Source organism: Pseudomonas prosekii, assembly GCF_900105155.1.
In the GTDB taxonomy this organism is placed as follows: domain Bacteria; phylum Pseudomonadota; class Gammaproteobacteria; order Pseudomonadales; family Pseudomonadaceae; genus Aquipseudomonas; species Aquipseudomonas prosekii.
In genome coordinates, this window is record NZ_LT629762.1 from 2,999,820 (window position 1) to 3,014,188 (window position 14,369).

Consider the following 14,369-nt stretch of genomic DNA (forward strand, 5'->3'; position numbering starts at 1 on the left):
TATTGGATTTATTTTAGTGAAATATCTGAAGGTGTGGATGTGATCGGAAGGAATTTAATTTTCGGCGAATGCACTGAGCCGGACCTGGAAGACTACGACTACCCCGGCCGCTTCATCGACCGCGCGCGCGGCAAATTCCTTAGCCAACGCGCACTCGAAAGACACCGCGCCGACTATCAACAAGCCGAGGGTAACGGCGACCAGACCCGACTGGTCAGCGGCCATTTCCTGGAACTGTCCGACCACCCGCGTCAGGAGTGGAACGACCTGTGGCTGCTCACCGAAATCTTCCACGAAGGCAAACAGCCGCAAGTGCTCGAAGAGTCGGTAACCAGCGACACCACCGCCAACAAAGACGACTTCCACCAAGGCTATCGCAACCGCTTCCTCGCCACCCCGTGGGCGGTGTTCTACCGCCCCGCGCTGCAACACCCGAAACCGCGCGTGCTCGGTAGCCAAACCGCGCTGGTCACCGGGCCCAAGGGTGAAGAAATCCACTGCGACCAATACGGCCGCATCAAAGTCCAATTCCACTGGGACCGCGAGGGCCAGGCCGATGACAAAACCAGTTGCTGGATGCGCGTTTCATCGAGCTGGGCCGGCGACCGCTACGGCGCCATTGCCATCCCGCGCATCGGCATGGAAGTGCTCGTCACCTTCCTCGAAGGCGACCCCGACCAACCACTGGTGACCGGTTGCTTGTACCACAAGGAAAACCTCGTCCCCTACGAACTGCCCGCGAACAAAACCCGCACCGTGTTCAAAACCCTCAGCTCACCGGGCGGCGGCGGGTACAACGAACTGCGCATTGAAGACAAGAAAGGCGCGGAACAGATCTACCTGCATGCCCAGCGCGATTGGGATGAAAACGTTGAGCACGATCAGAAGATTCGCGTGGGCAATGAGCGGCATGACACGGTGGAGAAGAACACTTACACCGAGTTGAAGGCTAAGGAACATCGCACCACCATTGCCGACCGCAAGAGTGAAGTGCGGATGGACGACCACCTGACGATTGGGGAGAACCAGCATGTGAAATTGGGGACTGCGCAACTGACGAGTTTCGGGAAAGAGATACATCTGAAGGCTTGGGACAAGATTGTTATTGTGGCGGGGATGGAGCTCACGGTTAAGGCCGGGGGGAGTTTCATCAAGCTGGATGCCGGTGGGATTACGGTGGTTGGGCCGGTGATCAAGATTAATGCGGGCGGGTCGGCGGGCTCGGGCACGGGGATCGGGATTAAGCCACCGGTGCTGCCGGGGGCTGCGGATTCTGACATTGCCGGCGAGTACCGCCTCAGGCTCTCGGCAGTACCCCCGCGCCGATGCCGCCACCGCCAGTGTGCAAGGAATGCCTGGCACGGGCCAAACGTAACGCTCAGGCTTTGGCCGCACGATAAGGGACGACATCATGCATAAAACTAACGCGCACTGGCTCGACGAGTTATGGGTCAACGCTCTACAACTGCAACACCAGCACCTCGACTTGCTGATCGATGCCACCAGCCTCGACTATCCCTTGCTGCAAGAATTAGCAGAGCAAGCCAACACGCCCAAATTAGCCAAATTGTTCGAAAACACCCCGGAAGTCGCGATCGCCGACTTTGGCCCGCTACTGCTGCGCGTGGAAACCTCCCAACGGCCCTGGCTGAAAACCTTCATCAGCGCCGTCGACTGCAACAAACACGTCGTCGCTCTGTTCAGCCCTTGGGATTTCGAGGCACTGGCCAACCATCTACGCGGCTTCCTCCAAGCGCAATGGAACCAAGGCCGCTCGGAGGGCGTTCTGCGTTACTACGACCCGCGCATGTTACTGCCGGTCGTCGAAACCCTCACGCCTGTGCAGAGCAAAGCCTTCCACGCAGCCGTCATTTCCTGGCACTGGCTCGACCGCGACCAACGCCCACAAAGCCTGCCGGGCAACTACGTCCGCCACGCCACCGTCCCACCCAGCGCCCCCGTCATGTTCGACCACCCACAAGTGGCCAACCTGCTCGCTTGGACCGAAGCCGATGCCTACCGCATCGACCACTGCGCCATCCCGCAGCACTACGGTCTGAGCCGCAATGAAAGCCTTATTCGTCATCTGTACCGCAGCCAATTGGCGGCGAATCAGAAAGGATTGAAAGAGCCGGAAGAGCGGGAGCCGTTTATTGATCAATGGTTGGTGGAGAACTCGGCGTTTGTGATTGATGAGCCGGTTAGGGAGTTGATTTGATGAGTGGGTTGGTTGAGCTTGCAGGGGAAGTGATGGTTTCTTGGTTGGTCCGTGGGTGGGTGTTGGTGGCGTTAGTGGGGGTGAGTGGGTGCCATGCTCATCCTGAAATGGTGTCCGCATCGGTCACTGGTTATAACCATACCTCCGCAGAAATTATACGGTTCAGTATCAATGGCGCTGGCGGTCCTAGCATTCCACCCAATCAGGCTGGAGGTGAAGTTTGCTGCGGCGTACTTCCTGTTCAATGGACCTCTGAACTTAGAGCGTTTATCGAATGGGACAAAGACCCAAAGCCATACGAATCCCTAGAGCGTGATCAGTACGGCCAAATTGTAAAAGAGGCTGCTATTCGCCACACCGTTGGCTATTCTCATCACTCAGCTACTGTAGAAATTCCTAAGTACGCTGAAGAAGTTTGCGCTTTGCAAGTTCACTTTTTTCCTTGCGATCAAGTAAGAGTGTCCACGACTTGTCATACCCCCGGGCATCCGAACTATCCCGACAAGGCTTATTTCCATGTAAAGGAGTCGACGAAATGTCCGGTTCTTTGATTGGGCTTTTTAGGGACTTCGGATCTCGGAGTTATGGTGGATTGCTTTGCCTGAGTCTGTTGGGATTAAGCGGTTGCCATACGCGTCCCGAAATGGTGTCAACACCTGTAACAGGGTTTAATCATACTTCGGCCAGTATCATCAAGTTCACCGTGAATGGTGCCGGGGGACACAATATTTCGGCATTTCAAGGTGGAGGGAGTCAAGTTTGCTGCAGCATGCTCCCTGCTCAATGGAGTTCGGGGCTTAGGGCGGTCGTTGAGTGGGATAAAGATCCTAATCCCGATAAATTTGTTAAGCGTGATAAATATGGACAAATTGATAAGGATGTCTATAAGAAGTACGCGGTCAATGCCTATCATCACAAGGCGACTGTTGAAATTCCACAGTACGGTAGCGAATTTTGCGCGCTTCAAGTTCACTTTCTTGCTTGTGATCAGGTGAAGGTTTCTACGACTTGCTTTACACCTAAGCACCCGGATTATCCCGACAAGGCTTATTTTCAGCCTAAGGAGTCGACGATATGTTCGGTACTTTAATTCGATCGGTCGCTCATATGCGATCAATAAGTAGCATCGGTTTTCTGGTTCTATGCCTGCTGGTTCTAAGCTCCTGTAGCAGCAATAAGTCTAGGATGTTGAGTACGTCGGTGACTGGGTATAACCACACATCGGCAGCCATCAATCGGTTTACTGTTAATGGCGCAGTCGGACCGAACCTAGGACCCAGAATAGGTGGAGGCAGTGAGGTTTGCTGCGGGATGATTCCTCCCGTCTGGAAGCCAGGATTGAGGGCGATTGTTGAGTGGGAGAAAGACCCTAAATCAAATTTTCCAGAAAAATGGCCACCTCTTGGAACTGATGAGTTTCGTGCGAAGCTAAAAAAACATGCCGCTAATTACTCGCACCATGTAGCGAATGTTGAAATTCCAAAATACGATGTTGCAGGATCGTTGAAAGTACACTTTTTACCGTGTGATCAGGTTCGTGTCTCCGCAGACAACATTAAGTTTGGTGAGCCGGACTACCCCTATAACTACCCGATGAACATGGAGGAGCCGAAGGTATGTACAAGCTTATGAGGAAAAACCCAGAAGAATATTTATTCAAAGTGTGGGGGGTGAGGTTTTTATGTGTGAGTGGCGCCGATTAGTTTTGATTTTTGAAGTTGGATATATTGTTCGGGTAATGTTGGTACTGATGGGCGCTGTAAGCTTGAGTGCGTGTCAAGCAGGTCAAGAAATAGTATCGGCCCCTGTAGAGGGTTATAACCATACGTCTGTCAATATTAATAGTTTTTCAATTAATGGTGCCGGAGGTCCAAATATTGGGCCTTATGAGGGTGGCGGAAAACAAGTTTGCTGTAGCGTTCTTCCAATGAAGTGGAGTCCAAATTTAAAGGCTGTCATAGAATGGGAGACTGATCCAAACGCCAGTTCAAAAAATAATTTGCCACCTTTGGGGACGGATGAGTTTAGAGCAGCATATAAAAAATATGCGTCCCACTACGTTCAACATAGAGAGACAGTCGAAATACCTCGTTATGCTGAAAAGGTTTGCTCCCTCAAAGTGCACTTTTTACCTTGTGATCAGGTTCGCGTTTCTACTACTTGTTTTACTCCGTCACATCCAAATTATCCCGATACAGCATATTTTCAAATGAAGGAGCCGGCCGTATGTCCAAGTCATTGACCAACGCCGGTGTATCTCCCGCTAGCGCGTTGATTCCGCCTCGGTTCCCTTTGGAGGGACTGCTATGTATGGAACCGAAGCATGTCACTAATAACCTCCAGTTGCAGCGGCGTGACGAGACAGAATTCCGCAATCAGCATCGAAAAATGCTTCAGGCCAAAGGTGAGGCTGATAGCGGAATGCCGTGCTGTAAAACATTGCATATTACATTGGCATTTGACGGTACCAATAATAACGATAAAGCGGACAGCGCATCAACACCCCCATCTTCCAGTAATATTGCGCGAATTTTCCATGCTAGTTTAGGTGGGGACGAGGATAGTCAAACTCAAGGATATTTCAACTATTATTGTCCCGGTGTTGGAACGGTATTTCCTGATGTTAACGAGTATCAACCCAGGCAAATGGGGCTAGTAGGCTCATCAGGCGATGAAAATCGAATTAATTGGGGCCTGACAAGACTTTTAGATGCTCTGAAACGGACGCTGGAGAAAGAAGAATTTGATATCGATGAAACGAAGGGGTTGCTCGAGAAAATGTCAACCAATTGGCTCGGCAATGTGCTTAGTGCTGGGTTGTTGGAGAATGGAGAAAAAAACGTGAAGCAATTTTGCGCCCTATCATCGATGATTTCGAAAAGAAGCTGATTAAACTTCGTGAGTCCGATACTAAGCCCCAGCTCTTGGCCATGCGTCTTTATGTGTACGGATTTTCCAGAGGGGCGGCGGAGGCCCGAACGTTTGTAAATTGGCTACAAACTTTGGTCCGGTGTGAAGCTACTAATGGTTCCGTAGAGTATCGTTTGGCAGGATTACCCATATCCATTAATTTTCTTGGCATCTGTGACACCGTTGCAGCTGTTGGTATCGCTGATAGTACCCCATTTGCTGCCGGACATATGGATTGGGCCGATGGCACAATGCGTCTTCCTGACGATGATGGGTCTAATTGTCAAGACACAACTTTGCCAGATGATTGTCATTTCTTGAGACGTTGCGTTCACTTGGTATCCGCGCATGAGCAACGAGGGAGCTTTCCTTTAGATTCTATTCGCCGTCGGCCCAAAACAGCTGATGGGCGAAGAGATACACAGCAACCATCCAGTTATCGCCATGATACCTTTGAATATCTTTATCCTGGTGTGCACTCGGACGTTGGTAATGGTTACTCACCGGGCGATCAAGGAAAAGCCGTATCTGGCACAGAACTGTTACTGTCGCAGATTCCCTTGCATCATCTTTATGCTGAGGCCTTCAAGGCGGGTGCGCCGTTACAAGTCCCTGAAAGCTCCTTGCAAGAAGGTGTGCACGATAAATGGCGAGGGATGAAAGGTAACCTTATAAGTGAATTCGACTTCAGTAAAACGTTAGTTACGCGTTTTAACGCTTGGCAATCACAAGCCAAGGGCGGCACTCTCGAAGAGATGATGAAACGAGAGCAGAGCTTAATAACCGGCTGGCGTATTGACCGCTATGCAGGTGGGCTGAAACAAGTAGATTTTTTTACTAAGCTACGACCTGATATGACTGAGGTAGAGCGTGATACTTGGAAACGTATCCATACTCGCCGTAGCGAAGATTCTGCAATAACTTTGAAGAAAAAGCCGCCGCTGATCTATACCGATGCCGAAAACGCGCAGCATGAAGCTGATATCGCATCCGTTGGCGGAATCCAAGAAGTTAAAAAAATGCACTTGGAAAAGGATTTCGACCCACGGCTTGATCAACGCCAATTGCTGAACGCTGCGGCCGAATTCCGTCATGATTACCGGCAAGAGTGGGGGGGCGTTGAAGATGGGTTTACAGTCGCCGGTGTGGTGGATATGTTGCTAGGCGGAACTGTTTACTTGATAAACGAGGAAGACGAAGCAGAAGAATATGCTTACTTATATAAAGAGGGCACGTCACGCTATCAGCAAATGTTTAGTGCTCCTGGTAAGCCGAAAGTCGGTAAAGAAGACTTGGTTGCACTATTTGATGATCAGGTTCATGACTCTCGAGCCTGGTTTATGAATTCGGACCCTGTCATGGGGCCCCGCGAACCATTCACAGATTATTTCCGCATTCGTCTGGTCCACTTCGACAATGAATCGAATAAGCAACTGTCGCTTTTGGCTACCGCCGGACGAGTAATAGGAGTCGGTATTGCTTTGGCTAGTATCGGTTTGAGTATCAAGAAAAAAGATCCTCGTATGTTGCTGGGACTGTTCTTGCCGTCCTTGGCGCGGCCGGTCCTGAGCGGCAAAGTTGGTCTTCCGGAAATCAGCGCGTTCGACCCGCTTACCGGTGTTGCACTACCGATGCTCACTAACCTCGATTCGTTGAGGTCGTTCACCAAAGAACCAGGCGACATGGTGGCTAAAGTCGCCGCATTACCCGCGCTGCAGCCGCTTACCGCAGCCAACGCAAACACTCCAGCCCTTCAGAAAATCCTGGTGGCCCATCAGGCAGTCGAAGCAGCCCGCAAGAAAGACGCTAGTGCGTTGGCAAGTCTGGTGGCCAAAGCGGCTAACGATGAGGATAAGCCCGGAGGTTGGATGGATATGGTGGCCGATCAGGCTGGTAAGTTGAACTCGTCTGAAAAGACTGTGTAACTGCAAAACGATGGAGGGCGGCTCTTGATGAGCCGTCCTTTGCGTTTGTGCGCTCAGGTTTCTGGATCAGAATTGGCGACCGGATGAGGTTCTCCCAGCTACCCCTACAGCTACCCGATGAAAATGGACGAACCCAGGGTCTGTCCAGGCTCCTAATCGCCAACAAAAAACGGCCCTGATTGTTGGTAATTCCAATCCAGGGCCGTTTTTTTATTGGGCTGGCGAGCCAGGTTCGCGTTATGCCTTAGTCCAATGCCCCCTCGGATCCGGCGAATCAATTTGATCCAGCGCTCGCTCCACCATCAATTGCACCCCGTCGGCCAATCGACTCAGCGCCAACGCTACCGAGCGGCGTGTGCCTTCCACGTCGTCCGCCAGATCTGCAGCGATGGCGCTGATGGCTAGCAGGTCTTCGGATGCATTGGCCAAAAGTGTTTCGGTGTTGAGTTCGGAGGAGGCGGTGAACAGCGCGCCTTTGCGCGGTTCGGGTTTGGCTTTCGCGTCGGGGTTCGGCCCGAGGTGGTAGTCGAGGGCGCGCTCGGCGGCTTCGTGGAGCTTCTTCGAATCGAGGGATTCGTAAGGGGTTATCGATACGTCTTCGGGCGGGTTAGGTGTTGGTTTGAACATAGATGTAGCTCCTGGAATTAAGAGACTGACACCGTTTCGCTTGCACTTCGAAAGAGGTGGCAGCTGTGCGTTGGTGTGCAAGACCGGACCAGGACCCGGCAGATCCGCAGATCTCCGACGCACAGCTGCCATAACGATCCGCGAGGATAGGAAAACACTCGACGAATAGCCATACCATTCATGCACCTGGTCCGGACTTGCACGTCCGAGTCACCGATTTTGCGGTGACGAAAACAAGGTTATCGATGAAACCCAACCTCGCCTAGTTCACGCATAGCCCTGCGACTTGAAGGAAATTTCCGAGAGGTTTGCGGGCAGCCACCTCGGAAAAACGCCACCCGGATCGGGTCCTACACCACGACGTTTCCTGTCATATAAATCGCCGATTTATTTCCAATCAACAACCGCCATTCACTCATAAACCCTTTAGACTTGCCCCCCTCAAGGAAGACCTCAGGACACGGAATGCCAGTCCCCCCAAACCGACTTCGCCAAGCCCTCGTCGCGTGGCTATATGCCGCCGCGCTGGTGCATTTATTCGTCAGCCTCATCCTGACCTGGGCCGGCAATTCCGGCCTGCTCGACGGTTACCTGCAAACCATCGAACTCGGCTTCTGGTCCGACCTGCCGCCGCCCGCCGCCCGCGAGCAACAAGTCTGGTGGCTGGCCCTGTTCGGCGCCACGCTGCAAAGCTACTCCCTCTATATGTTCGCCCTCGTGCACTTGGGCAATCGCCTCAAAACCTCCATCGCGTGGGGCTGGTTAATCGCCGGTATCGTCATCTGGGCGCCGCAAGACATGTGGCTTTCCCTGACCGCGCAGCTCTGGTTACACCTTTGGGTCGACAGCTTCGCGCTGCTCACTTTGCTGCCGCCGCTGGTCTGGCTCTACCGCCACGACCGCCGCGCCGCCACTTCAAACGTCACACTGAGGGACGCCAGACATGGCTGATTTTTCACTTCTCGATTGGGCGGTCGCGCTACTGATTGCGCAGGCCATTCTGGGTGCGCTGGATACCATCTATCACCACGAGCTGACCGTCGCGCTGCCGTATCGGCACAGTGCGCGGCTGGAGTTATCGATCCACGCGATGCGCTCTTGTTTCTACGGGATTCTGTTTCTCGGCATGGCGCATCTGGCGTTCCAAGGCACATGGGCGATTGTGATCGCGCTGCTGTTTGCCCTGGAAATTTGCCTGACACTGTGGGATTTCGTGGTTGAGGATCGCAGTCGCAAACTGCCGGCCATCGAGCGAATCATGCACACCGTTCTGGCGGTGAATGGCGGCGCATTTTTCGCGTTGTACGGCGTGCAACTGGCGCAGTGGGCGAGTCTGCCGACCGGGTTGAGCGCGATTGATTTTGGCTGGCGTGGCTGGTTGCTGACGCTGTTCGCCGTCGGCGTCACGGCTTCGGGCATTCGCGATGGTTTGGCGGCGTGGCGCATGCAGCGCGAGGGTAAACCGTCGAACCCGTTTGCCGGTGGCTCCTACAAACGTGTGCTGGTGACCGGCGGCACCGGGTTTATCGGCGAAGTGCTGGTCAATCAATTGCTCGACGCGGGGCACACGGTCAGCGTGTTGGCGCGCGATCCATTGAAAGCGGCTTACCTGTTCGATGGTCGCGCGCGGTGCGTGCGTTCGCTGAGCAAACTCGGCTACGACGAAACCTTCGACGTGGTGATCAACCTCGCGGGCGCGCCGGTCGCCGGGCCGCGCTGGAGTGCCAAGCGACAGGCGCAATTGATCGCCAGCCGGGTCAACACCACCGAGGCGCTAATGGCTTGGTTGAAAAACGCCAAGCACAAACCGGCATTGTGGATTCAGGCCTCGGCCATCGGCTATTACGGTGTGCGTGATGCCAGCGAAAGCCTGGATGAACAGGCGAGCAAGGGCGACGGCTTCATGGCCGAGTTGTGCGCGCGCTGGGAAGCCGCCGCGCGACCGGCAACCGAGTTCGGCGTGCGTCAGGTGGTGTTGCGCTTGGGCGTGGTGTTTGGCCCGGGCGGCGCGTTATTGCCATTGCTGATTCCGTTCCGTTCGGGTTTCGGCGGGCGCATGGGCGATGGCCAGCAGATCATGAGTTGGGTGCATCGCGACGATGTGATTCAAGTGATTGCACGGTCGTTCGATGACAACCATTTGAGCGGCACCTACAACCTCGTCGCGCCGGATGCGGTGAGCCAAGGTGTGTTTGCCGAGCGCGTCGGCAAAGCCCTGAAGCGCCCGGTGTGGTTTCACATTCCGGCGGCGCCAGTGCGAGTGTTGGCGGGTGAAATGGCCCAGTTGTTTTTCGACGGGCAGCGTGTGGTGCCAAGCCGATTGACCGAGGCCGGTTACACGTTTCGTTATCCGACACTCGACGCTGCCCTGCGCGATCTGGCCTGAGGACTGTTCATGAGCAAGCCGTTGATGTACCTGCTGGCCGGCAATGGCAGCGCCGCCGATTGGTGGGATGACGCGCTGCCGCATTTTCAGCGCTACCAGGTGCTGCCGCTTGAGTTGCCGGGCTTCGGCGACAATCCGCAGGCGCCGTGCGAAGACCTCGCCGATTACGCGCGAGCCTTGCTGGCGATGACGGTTGAGGGCAGCGCGATCATGGCGGTCGGGGTCAATGCGTTGTTGGTGCTGCATGCGCTGCAACGCAAGCCGGGGCATTTTTGTCGCAGTGTGTTGCTGGCGCCGGTCGGCGCGTTTTTGTGGCAACGACGGCTGCCGGCGCTGATGTCGCCGCGGCCGATCCGCAAGACCATTCATTGGTTGCTGTCGAATAAACCCGCTGTGTTCGCCCGCAAGTTCTCCAACCAGACCTGGACGCCCGCGCAGTATCAGCGCATGGGCGCCGGTTATGCGCGGTGTCGCGCGTTTGTGCCGCACTGGGACCTGGTGCGCGCCGACACCGCGCTGCCGCTACTGGAGTGGATCAGCGACCCGGTCGAGCTGGTTTGGGGTGATCAGGACAACGTGCTCGGCATTGCACAAGCTGCCGCATGGTCGGCGATTCTGGCGCGCGCAGACCTGACCATCAGCCTGAAAACCGGTTGGGGCCATTACCCGTGGATCGACGCGCCGGCCGAGTTCGCCGCGTGGCTGGAGTCGGGCGAGCGTGGATTCGTTGCGCACACCAAGGGTGGCCGTTTGCGCCTCGCCGAGCTGGCCGGGCAGGCAGTGCCGCCAGCGCTGTCGCTCAACGATTGTCATGAATCACGGTTGTCGGCATTTCTCGCCAGCCAACCGGATGCCACGTGGGCCGTGCGTTCTTCCAGTTACGGCGAAGATCAGGCCGATGCGGCGAATGCCGGGTTGAGCACCACGTTCCTGCGCGAACCGGCGGCCAATGTCGCTGCGCGCATCGTGGAATTGAGCGCGGCGGGCGTTGAGGAAGTGGTGGTGCAGCGGTTTATCACACCGCAGGTGTCCGGGATCGCTTTTGTTCGGCATCTGTCGGTCGAACTGGAGTGGGTTGAAGGTCATCTGGAGTCGCTGGCCGACGGGCACGTCAGCCCCGAGCGCGCGATCATTTCCCGTCTCGGTGAATCGTGGAGCAGCGACACATTCAAACCTTCCCATGGCCTGACGGCGGACGCGTTATGGCGCTTTCTGCAAGGCGTATTGCGGGTGTTTCATTACGTGCCCGGCGACGTCGAATGGGCCTGGGACGGCCAGCAACTCTGGCTGCTGCAATACCGGCCGATCAGCGACTACGGCTGGCGCCGGCACCTGACCGCCGCCAACATCGCCGAGATCCTGCCGCCGCAACCGAGTGTTTTTGTGGAGTACGCGCAACGACGTGCGGCAGCGAGTATTCCGGCAATCATGGCGCGTTGGGATTCGCGGGTGTTGCAGGATAACGAGCCGTTTACCGCAGTGTTTGGCGGCGCTTCGTACATCAACAACGACCTGTTTCTCGCGCGGCTGGCCGACTGGGGCATTTCCGCCAGCAGCTATGCCGGTGAGGTTGGCGGCGCAACACCGCATCTGCCGTGGCGGCCGCTGCGGATGGTGCGTTCGCTGCCGTTGTTCCTGCGCATGCAACGCATCGCGCGCGGGCATTTGCTGACGCTGGAAAGGGGGTTGCAGCGCTTCGATCAGGAGCTCTCCGAACTCATCGCCCAAGGGGCCGGCGGCCAACATCTGGCCGACTGGTTCACCCGGTTCTACGTGTTCGTAGTGCAAGGCAATCTGTGCATCGCCACGGCGTTGGCCAGCAGTGGCGGCGACCTGCTCGGTCGGCCGCCGACCGCCTATGACGATCTCGAAAACAGCCCGCATCGGCTGCCATGGGAAACCGACCCGGCCACGCCACGCCCAGCACCGACCGATCTGCCGTTGCAGGCCTTCCCGCAATGGTCGGGGCTTATCCGTGTCGCTCACTCCACCGGCCTGCCGGGGCTGCGCGGTTACTACCTGCAAGTGCGCGAATGGTATCGCGACAACCTGATGCGGGTGTTCTTCCGCCTGCACCACGCCATGCCGATGGCCGACCGGGCCCACTGGTTCGCGCCGCATCCCGACATTCGCAGCCGCAACGGCAGCTTCTGGCAGGACGGCCGCGAGGGCACCGAGCAGGCGACGGGTTTCATGATTTATCCGGGCCAGGTGCAGGGCATTTTGGGCGACGACATTTTGATCGAGGACACCTTGGACCCCGGACGCCACGCGCACTATCAAGCCGCGCGGGCGGTGATTGCGCGCATGGGCGGGCGCTTGTCCCACGGCTCGACCTTGTTGCGGGAACTGCGCAAACCCTCGGCGGTGCTGCCGCAGGTTGATGTGGCTTGGGTGGGGTGTGAGGTGTTGTATCGGGATGGTGAACTGACGTTGGTGAAGTAATTTTTTGATGAAAAGGAATTCTTTTGTGGCGGGTTTGATGCGTGTGTGTCTGGCGTGGTTGGCGCTGGCGTTGTCGTCGGCTGCATTTGCGGCGGAGCCGGAGGCGGCGCAGTGCCCAAGCACCGATTTTGCGGAGTTCATATCCGCGGTTACGACGAATGTAGACACGCGGCCAGCCTTTGTCGCTTCGCCGGTAATGGAGTTGTCAGTGGTTTCCACCGGGTCGAAACCTCGGGTGGTGCAACGCCAAGTGCCGATGCTGAGCCCGCGATCGTTGGTTGAGCTGTCTGCGGATTACATCGCCAAATCCGGGCTGAGCTTGCAGGTTCAGTTGCCCAACTATGTGTTCGTCCGCGACCGCAAAGGCGAAGTGTTGAAGGTCTTCACGTTCAAGTTCGGCGACTGCTGGAAATTGGTGCGGGTCGAAGACTGGTCACTGGAAAAAGTGCTGTCCGCGCAACAAGGGGAACTGCGCGCTGCGCCGGGTGCCCGTGCCCTCAAGCGAGGCGCGCTGTATGACGCGCTGACGAACGAGTCGGGGTATCCGGCCGATGTGCAATTGTATGTTTCGTCCCTGGACAGTTACCTGGACGGTGCCGCCCAAGGTAACGACCAGGCTGCCTATGCGGCCGCGTCAGTCAGCCTTTCGGGACAGGCGCCGCGTCTGGACAACAGCAAAATCCTCGAACTTTATATTCAAGGTTCCCGAACACTCGCGCAGGCCAGCCATGCGCTGTCCGGGTTTTATTGTGACGAAGGCGAGTATGGCGACCCGCGCCCCTGCGCCGACCCGGCAAAATCCCTGGCGGCGCTGAAAAGGTCCGCTTCGCAAGGTGCGCCCTATGCGCTCAACGACCTCGGCAGCGCCTTTCAGCGGGGCACGCTGGGCATTCAGGATTCGCAACGGGCGCTGGCCTGTTACCTGGCGGCGGCAAACAAGGGACAGGAAGGTTCGCGCACCAACGCGGAACAACTGATTGCTCAGGGCATAACGGTCGACACGGCCAAGCCGTGCCTGGCGCAAGAACCTGCTGAGGAACCCCAGGCATTAGCCTGTCCGTCGAAGAATCTCGAGGCGTTTTTAGCCGATTTCCTGGAAAGCACGGCCATTCAAAAAGCCTTTACCCGTGTCCCGATGAAGAAGCAGATCACAGTGGACGCCGAGCCTGAGCCGAAGCAGGTCAGTACGTTGCTGGATCGCAGCGAACTGGTATTCCCGCTGATCCCTGAGGCGAAGACGCGTGAGACGCAAGGGCTGACGCTAGAGGTCGTGGACAAGCGCGACACGTCGGCGACGGTGAAACTGCAAAAACCGGATACGGGTTATCAGGTTATTTACCGGTTCAGTTTTGATGGGTGTTGGGGACTGGACGAAGTGCAGGATTTTTCGATTTGAATGCCGGGGTTATTTCAAAGGATTTGAAGTGAAGAGATTGCTGCTGTTGGTCATTAGCGTGCTGCCGTTGGCGGCTCACTGCGAGGTTGTGTCGGAGAATCTTTGTTTTGAAAGGGGTGAGGGGAGTCCGGTGAAATTCGAGCTTCGGACTTACTACGACGAAACGAACAAATGGCACGGTGGGTTTGTTAAGTACGCATCCTCCGGTGTGGCGATTCCTCTGGTTTTAACCGACCACCAAGCAGAGGAAGTGAGCCCGGATATGCCTTGGCTGGCCACCACCACGTGGACCGAGGTGTCTCACGGTAAGGTGTCCGGCGAGTACGAAATGGTGAGTCAGGGCGTAACAGTCCTTTCCATGACTTACACGAAGAAATCGAATGGTAGGCAGTCCGACTTTTCTCACAACTGGAGTATCGATTTTTCTCCGGAGAAAGGATGCCAATGGGAACAGTGAATTTA

At 56.0% G+C, this 14,369-nt stretch carries 13 protein-coding genes and 1 pseudogene; 13 read left to right on the top strand and 1 reads right to left on the bottom strand.

Annotated elements, in window-relative coordinates:
• Window positions 1–63 precede the first annotated feature (63 nt).
• The 8 genes and pseudogenes from tssI to BLU01_RS13550 form a co-directional block, all read left to right on the top strand.
• A pseudogene (gene tssI / locus BLU01_RS13520) lies at window positions 64–1,400 on the top strand (type VI secretion system tip protein TssI/VgrG); the annotation flags it as partial.
• An 11-nt stretch (window positions 1,401–1,411) separates the two neighbouring features.
• Entirely contained in the window at window positions 1,412–2,218 is an 807-nt protein-coding gene (locus BLU01_RS13525; RefSeq protein ID WP_092276089.1) for a DUF4123 domain-containing protein, read from the top strand.
• Window positions 2,218–2,769, top strand: coding sequence for a DUF3304 domain-containing protein (locus BLU01_RS13530; protein ID WP_092276092.1), 552 nt, complete (start codon window positions 2,218–2,220; stop codon window positions 2,767–2,769). The genes BLU01_RS13525 and BLU01_RS13530 overlap by 1 nt, the downstream gene beginning before the upstream one ends.
• Window positions 2,754–3,308, top strand: coding sequence for a DUF3304 domain-containing protein (locus BLU01_RS13535; RefSeq protein ID WP_092276095.1), 555 nt, complete (start codon window positions 2,754–2,756; stop codon window positions 3,306–3,308). The genes BLU01_RS13530 and BLU01_RS13535 overlap by 16 nt, the downstream gene beginning before the upstream one ends.
• 95 nt (window positions 3,309–3,403) lie before the next feature.
• Entirely contained in the window at window positions 3,404–3,850 is a 447-nt protein-coding gene (locus BLU01_RS13540; protein WP_231987165.1) for a DUF3304 domain-containing protein, read from the top strand.
• 106 nt (window positions 3,851–3,956) lie between these two features.
• Window positions 3,957–4,460, top strand: coding sequence for a DUF3304 domain-containing protein (locus BLU01_RS13545; protein WP_092276098.1), 504 nt, complete (start codon window positions 3,957–3,959; stop codon window positions 4,458–4,460).
• Complete coding sequence (locus tag BLU01_RS28450) at window positions 4,445–5,107, top strand: hypothetical protein (RefSeq protein ID WP_456238994.1); 663 nt, start codon at window positions 4,445–4,447, stop codon at window positions 5,105–5,107. The genes BLU01_RS13545 and BLU01_RS28450 overlap by 16 nt, the downstream gene beginning before the upstream one ends.
• A complete protein-coding gene (locus BLU01_RS13550) occupies window positions 5,071–7,053 on the top strand; it encodes a T6SS phospholipase effector Tle1-like catalytic domain-containing protein (protein WP_456238995.1) in 1,983 nt (660 codons plus the stop codon). The genes BLU01_RS28450 and BLU01_RS13550 overlap by 37 nt, the downstream gene beginning before the upstream one ends.
• Window positions 7,054–7,290: 237 nt before the next feature.
• Here the strand turns inward: BLU01_RS13550 and BLU01_RS13555 are convergent, their stop codons facing one another.
• Complete coding sequence (locus BLU01_RS13555; RefSeq protein ID WP_092276101.1) at window positions 7,291–7,680, bottom strand: DUF6124 family protein; 390 nt, start codon at window positions 7,678–7,680, stop codon at window positions 7,291–7,293.
• Window positions 7,681–8,145: 465 nt separating this feature from the next.
• On the opposite strand from BLU01_RS13555, the gene BLU01_RS13560 reads away from it, so the two are divergent.
• The 5 genes from BLU01_RS13560 to BLU01_RS13580 are packed head-to-tail and all read left to right on the top strand — an operon-like array spanning window position 8,146 to window position 14,364.
• Entirely contained in the window at window positions 8,146–8,631 is a 486-nt protein-coding gene (locus tag BLU01_RS13560) for a cell division protein (RefSeq protein WP_092276104.1), read from the top strand.
• The gene (locus tag BLU01_RS13565; RefSeq protein WP_092276107.1) at window positions 8,624–10,066 is read left to right on the top strand and encodes a TIGR01777 family oxidoreductase; all 1,443 of its coding nucleotides are present in this window, start codon (window positions 8,624–8,626) and stop codon (window positions 10,064–10,066) included. Before BLU01_RS13560 ends, BLU01_RS13565 begins: the two co-directional genes overlap by 8 nt.
• Before the next feature lie 9 nt (window positions 10,067–10,075).
• Window positions 10,076–12,511, top strand: coding sequence for a PEP-utilizing enzyme (locus tag BLU01_RS13570; protein ID WP_092276110.1), 2,436 nt, complete (start codon window positions 10,076–10,078; stop codon window positions 12,509–12,511).
• A gap of 25 nt (window positions 12,512–12,536) precedes the next feature.
• Complete coding sequence (locus BLU01_RS13575) at window positions 12,537–13,907, top strand: tetratricopeptide repeat protein (RefSeq protein WP_092276114.1); 1,371 nt, start codon at window positions 12,537–12,539, stop codon at window positions 13,905–13,907.
• 28 nt (window positions 13,908–13,935) lie between these two features.
• Window positions 13,936–14,364, top strand: coding sequence for a hypothetical protein (locus tag BLU01_RS13580; protein WP_167370429.1), 429 nt, complete (start codon window positions 13,936–13,938; stop codon window positions 14,362–14,364).
• Window positions 14,365–14,369 lie beyond the last annotated feature (5 nt).

Bases quoted from the DNA above. Each gene is read 5' to 3' on its own strand.
- BLU01_RS13570 (WP_092276110.1), top strand. From the start codon at position 10,076: ATGAGCAAGCCGTTGATGTACCTGCTGGCCGGCAATGGCAGCGCCGCC.
- BLU01_RS13525 (WP_092276089.1), top strand. From the start codon at position 1,412: ATGCATAAAACTAACGCGCACTGGCTCGACGAGTTATGGGTCAACGCT.
- BLU01_RS13535 (WP_092276095.1), top strand. From the start codon at position 2,754: ATGTCCGGTTCTTTGATTGGGCTTTTTAGGGACTTCGGATCTCGGAGT.
- BLU01_RS28450 (WP_456238994.1), top strand. From the start codon at position 4,445: ATGTCCAAGTCATTGACCAACGCCGGTGTATCTCCCGCTAGCGCGTTG.
- BLU01_RS13560 (WP_092276104.1), top strand. From the start codon at position 8,146: ATGCCAGTCCCCCCAAACCGACTTCGCCAAGCCCTCGTCGCGTGGCTA.
- BLU01_RS13530 (WP_092276092.1), top strand. From the start codon at position 2,218: ATGAGTGGGTTGGTTGAGCTTGCAGGGGAAGTGATGGTTTCTTGGTTG.
- BLU01_RS13555 (WP_092276101.1), bottom strand. From the start codon at position 7,680: ATGTTCAAACCAACACCTAACCCGCCCGAAGACGTATCGATAACCCCT.
- BLU01_RS13565 (WP_092276107.1), top strand. From the start codon at position 8,624: ATGGCTGATTTTTCACTTCTCGATTGGGCGGTCGCGCTACTGATTGCG.
- BLU01_RS13545 (WP_092276098.1), top strand. From the start codon at position 3,957: ATGTTGGTACTGATGGGCGCTGTAAGCTTGAGTGCGTGTCAAGCAGGT.
- BLU01_RS13540 (WP_231987165.1), top strand. From the start codon at position 3,404: ATGTTGAGTACGTCGGTGACTGGGTATAACCACACATCGGCAGCCATC.